This window comes from Bacillota bacterium (genome assembly GCA_040757085.1).
Classification (GTDB): Bacteria; Bacillota; Sulfobacillia; order JACIYH01; family JACIYH01; genus JACIYH01.
In genome coordinates this window covers 260,172-272,936 of the sequence record JBFLXJ010000023.1, presented here as the reverse complement: position 1 = coordinate 272,936, position 12,765 = coordinate 260,172, and the positions used below count along the sequence as shown (strand labels likewise).

Annotated in this window: 11 protein-coding genes; 6 read left to right on the top strand and 5 right to left on the bottom strand. The window is 66.3% G+C overall.

The annotated features are described in order from the left end of the window. Positions 1-5 precede the first annotated feature (5 nt). Genes purL through purE form a run of 5 tightly spaced genes read right to left on the bottom strand, consistent with a single transcriptional unit; the run spans position 6 to position 6,045 of the window. A complete protein-coding gene (purL, locus tag AB1446_08940; protein ID MEW6547029.1) occupies positions 6-2,333 on the bottom strand; it encodes a phosphoribosylformylglycinamidine synthase subunit PurL in 2,328 nt (775 codons plus the stop codon). 33 nt (positions 2,334-2,366) lie between these two features. Continuing rightward, the gene (gene purQ / locus AB1446_08935; protein MEW6547028.1) at positions 2,367-3,062 is read right to left on the bottom strand and encodes a phosphoribosylformylglycinamidine synthase subunit PurQ; all 696 of its coding nucleotides are present in this window, start codon (positions 3,060-3,062) and stop codon (positions 2,367-2,369) included. Beyond that, positions 3,059-4,135 (bottom strand): phosphoribosylaminoimidazolesuccinocarboxamide synthase, encoded by a 1,077-nt coding sequence (gene purC / locus AB1446_08930; GenBank protein MEW6547027.1) that lies wholly within the window; start codon positions 4,133-4,135, stop codon positions 3,059-3,061. The genes purQ and purC overlap by 4 nt, the downstream gene beginning before the upstream one ends. Continuing rightward, positions 4,132-5,511, bottom strand: a complete 1,380-nt coding sequence (purB, locus tag AB1446_08925) for an adenylosuccinate lyase (protein ID MEW6547026.1) — start codon at positions 5,509-5,511, stop codon at positions 4,132-4,134. The genes purC and purB overlap by 4 nt, the downstream gene beginning before the upstream one ends. A gap of 42 nt (positions 5,512-5,553) precedes the next feature. Then, the gene (gene purE / locus AB1446_08920; protein ID MEW6547025.1) at positions 5,554-6,045 is read right to left on the bottom strand and encodes a 5-(carboxyamino)imidazole ribonucleotide mutase; all 492 of its coding nucleotides are present in this window, start codon (positions 6,043-6,045) and stop codon (positions 5,554-5,556) included. Between the two features lie 609 nt (positions 6,046-6,654). Here purE and AB1446_08915 point away from each other — a divergent pair. The 6 genes from AB1446_08915 (at position 6,655) to AB1446_08890 (ending at position 12,720) form a co-directional block, all read left to right on the top strand. Beyond that, positions 6,655-7,803, top strand: a complete 1,149-nt coding sequence (locus AB1446_08915) for an ABC transporter substrate-binding protein (GenBank protein ID MEW6547024.1) — start codon at positions 6,655-6,657, stop codon at positions 7,801-7,803. 73 nt (positions 7,804-7,876) lie between these two features. Continuing rightward, the gene (locus AB1446_08910) at positions 7,877-8,782 is read left to right on the top strand and encodes a branched-chain amino acid ABC transporter permease (GenBank protein MEW6547023.1); all 906 of its coding nucleotides are present in this window, start codon (positions 7,877-7,879) and stop codon (positions 8,780-8,782) included. Between the two features lie 49 nt (positions 8,783-8,831). Beyond that, positions 8,832-9,794, top strand: a complete 963-nt coding sequence (locus tag AB1446_08905; GenBank protein MEW6547022.1) for a branched-chain amino acid ABC transporter permease — start codon at positions 8,832-8,834, stop codon at positions 9,792-9,794. Continuing rightward, complete coding sequence (locus AB1446_08900; GenBank protein MEW6547021.1) at positions 9,775-10,545, top strand: ABC transporter ATP-binding protein; 771 nt, start codon at positions 9,775-9,777, stop codon at positions 10,543-10,545. Before AB1446_08905 ends, AB1446_08900 begins: the two co-directional genes overlap by 20 nt. 119 nt (positions 10,546-10,664) lie before the next feature. Then, the gene (locus AB1446_08895) at positions 10,665-11,354 is read left to right on the top strand and encodes an ABC transporter ATP-binding protein (GenBank protein ID MEW6547020.1); all 690 of its coding nucleotides are present in this window, start codon (positions 10,665-10,667) and stop codon (positions 11,352-11,354) included. 79 nt (positions 11,355-11,433) lie between these two features. Further along, positions 11,434-12,720, top strand: coding sequence for an MFS transporter (locus AB1446_08890; protein ID MEW6547019.1), 1,287 nt, complete (start codon positions 11,434-11,436; stop codon positions 12,718-12,720). The last annotated feature ends 45 nt before the right edge of the window (positions 12,721-12,765 follow it).

Sequence of the window (12,765 nt, the reverse complement as noted above, 5' to 3'; positions counted from 1 at the left end):
CCCGACTAACGGCTACCCCGTACCCCGAGCCGCCCCGGCCCCTGGCCACCCTGGCCCACCACCAGGCGGGGTATGGCGCGGAGCCATGCCTCCCGCAGATCCCCCACCGGCACATCCACCAGGAGCCGCCCGTTCACGCGCAGACGCAGGCGTTCGCCCCGCACCCATCCCACCGGCTGGGCGAGGACACCCACCGCCCGCGACAGCCGATCCAGGCGGGGCCAGTCACCCGGCCGGCAACTCACCACCACCCGGCCGGTACTCTCGCCGAACAGCACGGCGTCCACTCGCACTCCCCCTGCCGCCGGGATGTCCACTTCCACCCCGTACAGGGCCCCGTACCGGTCATGCGCGGAGGCGAAGCAGGACTCGGCCAGAGCCACCGCCAGGCCTCCGTCGGATACATCGTGAGCGGAGGCCAGGATGCCGTCCTTTGCCGCCTGGACGAGCAGGGTGATGAGGGACCTCTCCTTCTTGAGGTCGGGGATGGGCGGCTGGCCCGCCACCATCCCGTGCCACACGGCCAGGTACTCCGACCCACCCAGGCCCTGCCATCCCCGATCCGTATCCGGGCGCAGCAGTGGCCCGAGCAGCACCACCATGTCCCCCGCCCGCTTGAAGGCTGGCGTTACCACCCGTGCCACGTCGCCCAGGAGGCCAACCATCCCCACCACGGGAGTGGGGTAAACGGCCCGCTCCCCAGTCTGGTTGTAAAAGCTCACGTTGCCCCCCGTCACCGGGGTGCTGAGCTCCCGTGCCGCCTCGGACATCCCCTCGATCACCCGGGCGAACTGCCACATCACGCCGGGATCCTCGGGGCTGCCGAAGTTAAGGCAGTTGGTCAGCCCGATGGGCTCTGCCCCCACGCAGGCCACGTTGCGGGCCGCCTCGGCCACCGCCGCGGCTCCTCCGGAGCGGGGGTCAAGGTAGCACCAGCGGCCGTTGCCATCGGTGCAGACGGCAATGCCCCGGGAAGTCCCCTTCAGACGAAGCACGGCGGCATCGGCACCGGGGGCGACCACCGTATTCACCTGCACCATGTGGTCGTACTGGCTGAAAACCCACTCCTTGCTGGCCACACTGGGGGAAGCCACCAGCTTCTCCAGGATGGCGGGGAACGCCTCCTCGGCGGGCAGGGGTACCACCACGGGATCCTGATCGCGGGCCCGCGCAGCTTCCTCGGGCTCCACCTGGGGAGGCGTGTACGTCGGCGACCCGGCCGCCAGCAGGGAAGCCGGGACCTCGGCCACCACCTCATCCCCATCCCGCACGCGGAAGAGGCCCACCTCCGTCACCCTCCCGATCACGGTGGCGGGCACGTCCCAGCGGCGGAACACCGCCAGCACCTCGTCCTCGTGCCCCTTCTGCACGATGAGCAGCATGCGTTCCTGAGACTCCGACAGCATGACCTCGAAGGGGGACATCCCCCGCTCGCGGCGAGGCACAAGGGAAATGTCGATCTCCACGCCGGTGCCGGCGCGGGCTGCCGCCTCGGCGCAAGCCGAGGTGAGCCCGGCCGCGCCCAGATCCTGCAGACCCACCACTGCCCCCGTCTCCAGGGCCTGGAGACAGGCCTCGATGACGACCTTTTCCATGAAGGGATCGCCCACCTGGACGGCGGGTCTCATCTCGGCGGCCTTCTCGTCGAACGTGCGCGAGGCGAGCAGCCCCGCCCCGTGGATGCCATCCCGCCCCGTGGGCGACCCCACCAGCACCAGCGCGTTCCCCACGCCTGCGGCCTGCCCCTTCATGAGGCGGTCGCGGGGGACCAGCCCCAGGCACATGACGTTGACCAGGGGGTTGTACTGATAGGCGGGGGCAAACACCACTTCTCCCCCCACCGTGGGAACCCCGATGCTGTTGCCGTACGAGGCGATGCCCGATACCACGCCTCCGAACAGGTAACGGGTCAGGGGCGAGGCAGGGTCGCCGAAGCGGAGGGAATCCAGCAGGGCCACCGGACGGGCACCCACCGCCAGGATGTCCCTCACGATACCCCCGATGCCGGTGGCCGCGCCCTGGAATGGCTCCACGAAGGATGGGTGGTTGTGGGACTCAATGCGCAGGGCCAGAGCCACCGGCTCGTCAATGTCCAGGACACCTGCATTTTCGCCCGGTCCCTGCAGCACCCGCCGCCCCTGCGAGGGAAGCTGGCGCAGGAGCAAGCGGGAATGCTTGTAGGCACAGTGTTCGGACCAGAGCACGGAGAACATCCCCAGTTCCGTCCAGTTGGGCTCCCGCCCCAGCCCGTCCGCGATCAGGCGGTACTCGTAGTCGGTCAGTCCCAGTTCCCGCCACGCCCGGCGGGCCTCGATCTCCTCACGGCTCAGCACAGCGGCCCTCCCGTCTCCCACCACAGAAGCCGCCTAGCGGCGACGCAGGTACTCCACCACCGACCGGAAGATGAGCTTCCCATCCTCACTCCCCAGGACCGCTTCCGCAGCCCGCTCGGGGTGGGGCATCATGCCCAGCACGTTCCCGGCCGGGTTACGCAGGGCCGCGATGTTCCCCACCGAGCCGTTGGGATTGGCCTCCGGCACTACCTCCCCGGCGGGCGTACTGTAGCGCATCACCACCCGGCCCTCTCTCTCGATCTCTTCCAGTTCTCGCGGAGGGGCGTAAAAGTTGCCTTCGTAGTGGGCAATGGGGATGCGCAGGACCTGACCTTTTTCGCACAGCAACGTGAACGGGGTGGTATTGTCCTCCACCCGCAGCCACGTCCACTGGCAGCGGAAGGTGAGCCCCTCGTTCTTGCACATGGCTCCCGGGAGCAGGCCGGCCTCTTGCAGGATCTGAAATCCATTGCATATCCCCAGCACCAGCCCGCCATCGGCGGCGAAGCGGGCTATCTCGGCCATCACGGGCGAAAACCTCGCTATGGCCCCCGTCCGCAGGTAGTCCCCGTAGGAGAAGCCACCCGGCAGTACCAGGCAGTCGTAGCCGGCCACCCTCGTGTCCCGGTGCCAGACGTACTCCACCCGGGCGCCGGTACCCACTCCGATGGCGTGGTAGCAGTCGGCGTCGCAGTTGGACCCCGGGAACACCACCACGCCGAACCTCACCGCTCCAGCCCCCCGCCCCCCGCACGGGTCGGAGAGCCCCCGTGCGGATCGCCCGCCCAGCCACCATGTCCCGGCTCACCGCCCTGTTCGGCTGGCTCGACGGCGAAGCGGAAGTCTTCCAGCACCGGGTTGGCCAGCAGCCGCTTGCCCATCTCGGCCAGTTGCTGCCGCACGTGGGCGTGATCGGCCCCCCTGAGCCTGATCTCGATGAGCTTGCCCACCCTGACCTCTTCCACGCCCGGATAACCCAGCGAGTGCAGGGCTCCCGCGATGGTACGCCCCTGGGGATCCAGTACCCCCTCCTTCAAGGTGACCCTCATCACTCCCCGGAAAACCTGCTCCGCGGGAGCACCCGCCGGCGGGCGGGGCTCACCCTGGACGCGGCGCAGGACCTCCTCGTAAGCCTCCTCGACCCGGCCCAGGTCGCGCCGGAAGCGGTCCTTGTCCAGCTTTTCGCCGGTGCCGACGTCCCACAGCCGGCAGGTATCGGGGGATATCTCATCGCCCAGAACAAGACGCCCGGCGGTGTCACGGCCGAACTCCAGCTTGAAGTCCACCAGTTCCAGGCCCCTCGCCCCCAGGAATCGACGCAGGAGGGCGTTGGTGGCCAGGGCCATCTCCCTCAACTCCTCCAGTTCCCGCGGGGTGGCCAGGCCCAGGGCGAGGGCATGGTCTTCGTTCACCATGGGGTCCCCCAGGGCGTCGCTTTTGTACGAAAACTCCAGCACCGGCCTGGCCAGCGGGGTTCCTTCTTCGATCCCCAGGCGGCGGGAAATCCCGCCGGCCGCCCGGTTGCGCACCACCACTTCCAGGGGGACGATCTCAAGCCGCCGGCAGAGCAACTCGTTGTCGCTAACCTGGTCGATGAAGTGGGTGGCGATCCCCTCCTGCTCCAGATAGCGAAAGAGGATGGTGGACATGGTGGCGTTGAACCGCCCCTTGCCACCGATCACACCACGCTTGGCCCCGTCGAAGGCGGTGGCCGCATCCGTGAATTCCATCACCACCCGTTCCGGGTCGTCGGTGGCCCACACTACCTTGGCCTTACCCCGGTAAATTTCCCGCAGCTTCACGCCCCTCCACCTCCACTGCGCGCATGGTCACCGGCCCGGCCCGCACCCGCCTCTGCCCCGGAAGCTGCCACCGGGTCGCCCGGAAGGAGGCCCAGACGACCGAAGATGTACTCCACCCGGGCCAGGAACGGACTCAGGTCGAAACACCGGGCCACCGCGCCCGCATCCAGCACCTTGCCCACCCGCGGGTCGGTCTCCACCAGATCCCGGAAAGATGCTCCCGTGTCCAGCGCCCGGTGAGCCAGTTCCTGCACCACCTGATAGGCATCCTCGCGGCTCATGCCCCGGTCCACCAGGGCCAGCAGAACGCGCTCGGAAAAAGCCAGACCGCCTCCGGCATAGACGTTGGCCTCCATCCGCTCGGGGTAGACCCGCATGCCCTCCACCACCCGGGTGAAGGTGTGCAGCATATAGTCCACTACCGTGGTGGCATCCGGGATGATCACCCTTTCCACGGACGAGTGGGAAATGTCGCGCTCGTGCCACAGGGCCACGTTTTCCAGGGCGGCCATGGCGTACGAGCGGACCAGCCGGGCCAGCCCGCACATGCGCTCGGACAGGATGGGATTCCGCTTGTGGGGCATGGCGGACGACCCCTTCTGCCCCTCACGGAAGGGTTCCTCCACCTCGCGCACCTCGCTGCGGGCAAGACCCCTGATTTCCAGGGCGAACTTCTCGATGGAAGCGGCCAGGTTGGCGAGAGTGCACAGGTAGTGGGCATGGCGATCCCGACTCAGCACCTGGCTGGAGATGGGGGCGGGCTCCAGCCCCAGGTGCCGGCAGACGTACTCCTCCACGCGGGGATCCAGGTGGGCGAAGTTCCCCACCGCCCCCGATAGCTTCCCCACCGCCACCTGCCGCCGCGCCTCCGCCAGGCGCTCCCGGTGCCGGCCCAGCTCCGCCCACCACAGGGCCAGCTTGAGGCCGAAGGTAGTCGGCTCCGCGTGCACCCCGTGGGTGCGTCCCATGATCACGGTATTGCGGTACTGCAGGGCCTTCTCTCGCACCACCCCGGCCAACCGGGAGACACCCTCCGCGATCAGGTCGAGCGCCTCTACCATGAGGCAGGAGAGGGCTGTGTCCATCACGTCCGAGGAGGTGAGCCCGTAGTGGAGGTAACGGCCGTCTTCCCCCACCGTCTCCGCTACTGCCGATACGAAGGCAATTACTTCGTGCTCAACCCGGTGCTCCAGTTCGCGCACGCGCTCCACCGAGAAGGCAGCCCGCTCCCGGATGCGGCGGGCAGCGTCCGGGGGGATGACGCCCAGGGAGGCCCAGGCGTCGCAGGCTGCCACCTCGATCTGAAGCCACTTGCGGTAGCGGTTCTCGTCGGACCAGAGCCGCCCCATCACCGGGCGGGTGTAGCGCTCGATCACGCCTTCATCCCTCCCTCCCCGCCACCCCGGCTCCTGTCCCCATCATGGCCCGGCCATGCCCAGCTCGGCCACACGGGCGTTCTTCTCCCTGACGGCCTCTGCCTGCTCCTGGCGGAAGCGCTGCAGCCTTTCCCGGAGATCCTCGTACTTGACGGCCAAGATGGCGGCCGCCAGCAACGCCGCGTTCCGGGCGGCGTCCAGGCCCACACAGGCTACGGGCACACCGGGCGGCATCTGCACCACGGACAGGAGCGCGTCCAGCCCTCCCAGGCTGCCCACCGCTCGCGGCACTCCTATCACCGGCACCGTGGTGTGGGCAGCGATCACCCCCGGCAGGTGGGCAGCCATCCCGGCACAGGCGATGATCACATCCACCCCCCGCTCCCCGGCGCTACGGGCGAAGGAGGCAACGGCATCGGGCGTGCGGTGGGCCGATGCCACCAGCACCCGGCAGCCGATCCCCCAACTCCCCAGCAAGTCGTACGCTTCTTTCATGAGGGGAAGGTCGGAATCGCTCCCCACCACAATGGCCACCAGCGGCCCCTCCGCCCCTCGATTGTCCTCCGGCCGACCACCCGGCGCCCGCGTTGGCCCGCGCTCGTCCACCCTTACCTCACCCCTAAACAGCTTGCCCAGGGGATAGGTCTCCGCGGCAAGAAACCTACCCACCTGGGCTTTTGTCCCGTGGTGTAGCGCTCCCGGGATGACACCCCTGACCCGCCCCGCACGGCTTCTTCGGGGTCATCCCTGCTGCGCCTGCGCCGCTCGGTCACTGCCACCTCCATACGGGTGCGGAACCCTAGGCGCACTTTCCCCCGCCTGATCTGCTTGTCCACCGAAAATGATATCCCAGCCAACTGGCAGCGTCAAGGCTTCTGACCATTCGCCGCCAGTGTCATCACCCATAAGAAGGACTTTGGGTTGCTCGCCTGGAATAATATGCAGTGCATTTGCCTGCCGTAGTCTTACGTTTCAAGCACGCCCAACTCGTGCCGGCCAAGCAAACAGAAAGAGAGGCTTGTGCCAGGTAAAACCGACGGCGGGTCGGCACGGAATCCGGCGAAGGGAGGTGGCCGCCTGCAGGTATGAGCGTGGGAGCCCGATGCCAGGACGAACGTTCGCCCTAAAAGGAGGGAGGATGTGATGCGCAGAAGGCTGGCACTCGTCGTCTTCCTCGCCGCAGCTCTCGTGGGCATGAGCGTTTCGGGGTGCGCACAGAAAGAGGCCGAGATCAAGATTGGACTCAACGCCGAACTCACCGGTTCCATCCCCGTGGTGGGGCAGTCGTGCAAGAACGCTGCTCTGATGGCCGTGGACGAGGTCAATGCTGCAGGCGGACTTGAGGTAGGGGGCAAGAAGTATAAGATCACCCTGATCATAGAAGACAACGAGGATAAAGCGGAATCGGCGGCGGCCGCGGCGCAAAAACTGATCAACCAGAATCAGGTGCTGGCCATGATCGGCCCCAACGCGAGCCGGAACGCCATACCGGCGGCAACCGTCGCGGAAGGTGCCAAGGTTCCCATGATCAGCCCCTGGTCCACCAACCCCAAGACCACTCAGGACAAGAAGTACGTATTCCGGGCCTGCTTCATCGATGACTTCCAGGGCGTGGTATGCGCCAAGTTCGCGCTCAAGACCCTGGGTGCGAAAAAGGCAGCCGTGCTGTACGACGTGGCCAGCGAGTACAACAAGGGTATCGCCGAGGTATTCAAGCGCACCTTCGAGGCAGAGGGCGGGACCGTGGTGGCCTTCGAGACCTACACCACCGGCGACAAGGACTTCAGCGCCCAGCTTACCAAGATCAAAGCCGCCGGGCCTGATGTCCTGTTCCTGCCCAACTATTACAGTGAGGTACCGCTACAGGTTCAACAGGCCCTCAAGCTCGGGTACACGGGCAAGTTCCTGGGCAGCGATAGCTGGGGCAGCACCGACCTGATCAAACTCGGCGGCGAGGCAATGGAGGGCCATTTCTTCAGCACTCACTATGCCCCGGACATCGCCACCCCCGAGGCCCAGAAGTTCATCAACGCGTACAAGAGCAAGTACGGCAGCACGCCGGACGACGTAGCCGCCTTGACCTACGATTCCTTCGGGCTTCTTTTCCAGGCTCTCAAGGCCGCCGGTAAGGTAGACCGCGAGGCACTCCGGGATGCGCTGGCCAGCATCAAGGAGTATAAAGGCGTCACCGGCCAGATGCAGTTCAAGGGCACCGGCGATCCCATCAAGAGCGCGGTGATCCTGCAGATCCAGGGCGGTCAGTTCAAGTACTACGAAACCGCCAGTCCGTAGGTCAGGGTAGAGGGGGGCAGCCACTCCGGCTGCCCCCCATCCCGTCTGCAAACCCGGCCGGGGAGAGGTGGGCATGACTCACATCATCCAGCAGGTCCTCAACGCCCTCCAGTTGGGGAGCGTGTACGCCCTTATATGTCTTGGCTACACCATGGTGTACGGGGTCTTGAGACTGATCAACTTTGCCCACGGCGACATCTTCATGGTGGCTTGCTACATTAGCTTTTTCGCGACCACTTTCTTTCTGACCTGGGGCCACCTGGCACCCACCACCACCTTCGTCTTAGGTATGCTGCTGGCCATGATGCTCACGGCCCTGCTGGCGGTGATCATCGAGCGCGTGGCCTACCGCCCCCTCCGCAACGCCCCGCGCGTCTCGGCCGTCATCACCGCCCTGGGCGTGGGAATCTTCCTGGAGAACTTCACCTTGGCCACCCTGGGGCCGGAACCCCGCCACATGCCGCCTCTCGTCCCCATGATCAACTTCAACGTGGGCGGGGTCACGGTTTCCGCCGTGCAGGTCGTAATCATCCTGGTATCCGTCGTGCTCATGGTATTGCTCGACACCACCGTCATGAAGACCATGACCGGCATGGCCATGCGGGCGGTTTCATATGACCGCACGGTGGCCCCTCTGCTGGGCGTGCCCGTGAACCGCATCATCTCCGTCACCTTCGCCCTCGGTGCGGCGGTAGCGGGAGCAGGCGGGATCCTTTACGGGCAGGCTTACCCCATCATCGATCCTTACATGGGCATCCGCATCGGATGGTGGGCATTTATCGCCGCCGTCGTGGGGGGCATCGGAAACGTGAGGGGTGCCATGATCGGGTCCTTCATCCTGGGCTTTATCGAGATCTTCACCCCCGTTTTCCTGCCCTCGTCCACTTACCGGGACTTCGTGGCCTTCTCCCTGCTGCTCCTGTTCCTGGTTTTCCGCCCCACGGGCATCCTGGGGCAACCGGCCATGAAGAAGGTCTGACGGGGGCAAGGGGGTATCGGACGTGCTGAAGCTGCTCAGACATCCGCGCATGTTCTGGTGGATCCTGGTGGCCCTCTTGCCGGTCACCCTGCTCCTGCCCGAACTGGGGTTGATTAACCCCTACCTCCAGCAGGTGTTCATGTACGTGGGCATCAACATCATCCTTACCGTCAGCCTCAACCTGGTCAACGGCTACATGGGTGAGTTCTCCGTCGGACATGCAGGATTCATGGCCGTTGGCGCATACGTTTCTTCTATCCTGACCGTGTGGGTGTTCCCCCGCCCTTACGGTCCGTTCATCTTCCCCCTCGTCCTCATCGCGGGCGGGTTGGCCGCAGCGGTGGCCGGGCTGGTGGTGGCGATCCCGTCTTTCCGGACCCGCGGCGACTACCTGGCCATCGTAACGCTGGCGTTCAACATGATCGTGAAGAGCGCCCTGGAAAACATCGAGGCCGTGGGCGGACCGCGCGGGTTCATGGGCATGGACAGGCTGACCAACATGGCCTGGGTGTACGTCTGGACCATCGCGGCCCTGTTCTGCATACGCAACTTCGTTTACAGCAACTACGGTCGGGGCGTACTGTCCATACGGGAAGACGAAATCGCCGCTGAACTGGTAACCGTCAACACCCGGCAATGCAAGGTGCTGGCCTTCGTCATCGCCGCCTTTTTCGCCGGGATCGCCGGGGGGCTGTTTGCCCACCTCCTGCAGTTCATCAACCCCCGCAGCTTTGCCCTCTTCCCCAAGTCCACGGAAATCCTGGTCATGGTCTACCTGGGCGGCATTGGCAGCATTGCCGGGTCTGTCCTGGGCGCCACCATCTTTACCGTGGTGCTGGAGCTGCTCCGCCCGCTCGGGGTGTGGCGCTGGGTGGTGGTGCCTCTGACCCTCGTGTTACTCATGCTCTTCCGCCCCACCGGGATCATGGGACTGCGAGAGTTCCGGCCCCTGATCCCCGCAGGCGAACTGGCCCGCGAGGAGGTGAAGGCCCGTGCCTCTGCTGCAGATTGAAGGCCTGACCCACTACTTCGGAGGGCTGCGGGCCGTTTACGACTTCAACCTGGAGCTGGAGCCGGGGGAACTGGTGGGGATCATAGGCCCCAACGGCGCCGGCAAGACCACCGTGTTTAACCTGATCACCGGGGTGTACGTCCCCACCCGGGGCAAAATCATGTTCAACGGCATGAACCTGGTGGGGCTCCCCTCTCACCGGATAACGTCTCTGGGGGTGGCGCGCACCTTTCAGACCATCCGCCTCTTCCGAGACCTCACCGTACTTGACAACGTGCGCATCGCCCACTATTCACAGTGCCGGTACGGGGTGGGCAGCGCCATCCTGCGCACCCCTGGCTTCGCGGGCGAGGAGGCCCGCATCCGGGAGCGCTCGCTGGAACTGCTGCGGCTCCTCAACCTCGACCGCTATGCGGGGCAGCCCGCCAGGGCTCTGCCTTACGGGGAACAGCGGCGCCTGGAGATCGCGCGGGCACTGGCGTGCCGGCCCAGGCTGCTTCTCCTCGACGAGCCGGCAGCGGGGATGAACCCCGGTGAGATCGTGCGCCTTATGGAGTTCATCCAGTGGATCCGCAGCCAGTTCAGCCTGACCATCCTGCTCATCGAGCACCAGATGCGGGTAGTAATGGGGATTTGCGAACGCATCAAGGTACTCGACTTCGGCGAGACCATCGCCCACGGCCCGCCTGCAGAGATCCAGCGCAACCCGCGGGTGCTGGAAGCCTACCTGGGGAGGGGGACAACCCAGTGAGTACGGTCAGTGCCAATCACCGCAGTTCAGCCCCCGGCCAGGCTCAGCCCGGCTGGACCGCTGGCCAGCCTCAGGCGGGCGCGCCTGCGGGCCAGGCGCCCCTCCTTTCGGTCCAGGACCTGCATGTTTCCTACGGCGCCATCCGCGCCGTGAGGGGCATCTCCTTCCAGGTCTTCCCGGGGCAGATCGTCACCCTGATCGGAGCCAATGGCGCGGGCAAGTCCACCACCCTGCGGGCCATCTCCGGCATCGTGCCGGTGACGAGCGGGAGCATCACCTTCGCCGGTCAAAACCTGGTGCGCATGCCCGCGGAACGCATTACCGGGCTGGGCGTGGCCCACGTCCCCGAAGGCAGGGGCATATTCGGGAACCTGACGGTTTACGAGAATCTGAAGCTGGCCACGTTCCTGCGTCGCGACCGGGAGGAAGTCCGGCAAGACTTTGAGCGGGTGTTCACCATCTTCCCGCGTCTCAAGGAACGCCAGCGTCAGTTAGCCGGCACCCTGTCCGGCGGTGAGCAGCAGATGCTGGCGGTGGCCCGGGCCCTTATGACCCGCGGCCGCCTCATGCTCCTCGACGAGCCGTCCATGGGCCTTTCCCCCATCCTCGTCGAGGAAATCTTCGCCATCATCGAGGAGATAAGGAAGGCGGGCACAACCATCCTCCTGGTGGAGCAAAACGCGCACATGGCGCTGAAGGTCGCGGATTACTGCTACGTGCTGGAGACGGGGACGATAGCCATGAGTGGGACGCCCGCCGAACTGGCCGGCGACCCGCGGGTGAAGGCGGCCTACCTGGGCATCGCCTGAAGCTACCACTTCCGAAGCCCCGAGCCGGCGCCGGGGAGCCCGGAAGGAATACCTCGTTGCACGAAGTAATATATCAAGCATGAGCAACGGGGAACTGCGGGCCTGCCCTGATCCGGGGGGCTCCTTCATCTATTGGCGGCGGAACCTTTACGTGGCGTGCGCGGCCCAGTTCATCCTGATGGCGGCCATCCAGCTCATCATGCCTTTCCTGGCGCTGTTCATCCGCCAGGATCTGGGCATACGGGACATGCGCCAGGTAGAGCTTTGGGCGGGGGCCATCCAGTCGTCAAACATGCTGGTGGCGGCCCTGGTATCCCCCCTGTGGGGCGCCCTGGCCGACCGTTACGGGCGTAAGGTGATGGTACTGCGGGCCTCGGCCGCCGTGGGTGTATTCAGCATGCTGGCCGCCCTGGTGCGTAACGTCTACGAGCTGCTGGGCGTACGCCTGCTCATGGGCTTGTTCAGTGGCTTCGGGGCCACGGCCGTGGCCCTGGTGGGAGCCGGAACGCCTCCCCAGTACCTCGGGTACGCCCTGGGCATCCTCTCCGCGGGACAACTGGCCGGGATCGTTTTCGGGCCCCTCGTCGGAGGAATTCTGGCGCCCACCATAGGCTACCGCAACACGTTTCTGGTCACGGGCGCGCTCTCCCTGTCCGCCTGCGTGCTGGTGGCAGCCCTGGCCAGGGAACGCTTTGCCCCCGCACCCCGCTCGCAGACCGAACCACTGCGCAGCCAGGTGCGCGGGGTGCTGGCCGTGCCCGGCCTGCTGGCCATGTTCGGAGTTCTCCTCATGGCCCAGGTGGCCACCTCCAGCGCCGGCCCCCAGCTTTCCCTCTTCGTGCTGGAACTCACCGGCGACCCCGACCGGGCCGCTGCCCTTTCGGGCATGACATTCGCCGCCGCAGGGCTGGGAAGCTCGCTGGCCGCTCCCCTGCTGGGAAGGCGGGCCGACGCCCTGGGATGCAAGCCCACCCTGGCCCTGGCCACGGCGGGAGCCACCCTCTTCGTGCTCCCCCAGGCCCTGGTCCGGGAGGTTTGGCAGTTGGCCGCCCTGCGCTTTGGACTGGGCGTGTTCCTGGGGGGCATCCTGCCCACGGCCAACGCCCTCGTCGGCCACCTCGCCCCCCACGAGCGACGGGCCACGGCCTACGGCCTGACCTCCAGCGCCACCTTCCTGGGCAACTTCCTGGGACCCCTCCTGGGCGGACTGGTGGTGGCCACTTTCGGATTGCGAACCATATTCGTATTCACCGGCCTGCTCCTGGTGGCCAACCTTATCTGGATGACCCTCACCGTGCACGAGCCCGCGCCGACAGGCGACAGGGAGCAGGTGCCGCTTTCACCTCGCCCCGGCGATACACGGTAGGCCAGCGCCGGACGCGCCGCACACCCCGAGCGCCGGGGGAAACCG

Bases quoted from the DNA above. Each gene is read 5' to 3' on its own strand.
- AB1446_08890 (MEW6547019.1), top strand. From the start codon at position 11,434: ATGAGCAACGGGGAACTGCGGGCCTGCCCTGATCCGGGGGGCTCCTTC.
- AB1446_08915 (MEW6547024.1), top strand. From the start codon at position 6,655: ATGCGCAGAAGGCTGGCACTCGTCGTCTTCCTCGCCGCAGCTCTCGTG.
- AB1446_08905 (MEW6547022.1), top strand. From the start codon at position 8,832: ATGTTCTGGTGGATCCTGGTGGCCCTCTTGCCGGTCACCCTGCTCCTG.
- AB1446_08910 (MEW6547023.1), top strand. From the start codon at position 7,877: ATGACTCACATCATCCAGCAGGTCCTCAACGCCCTCCAGTTGGGGAGC.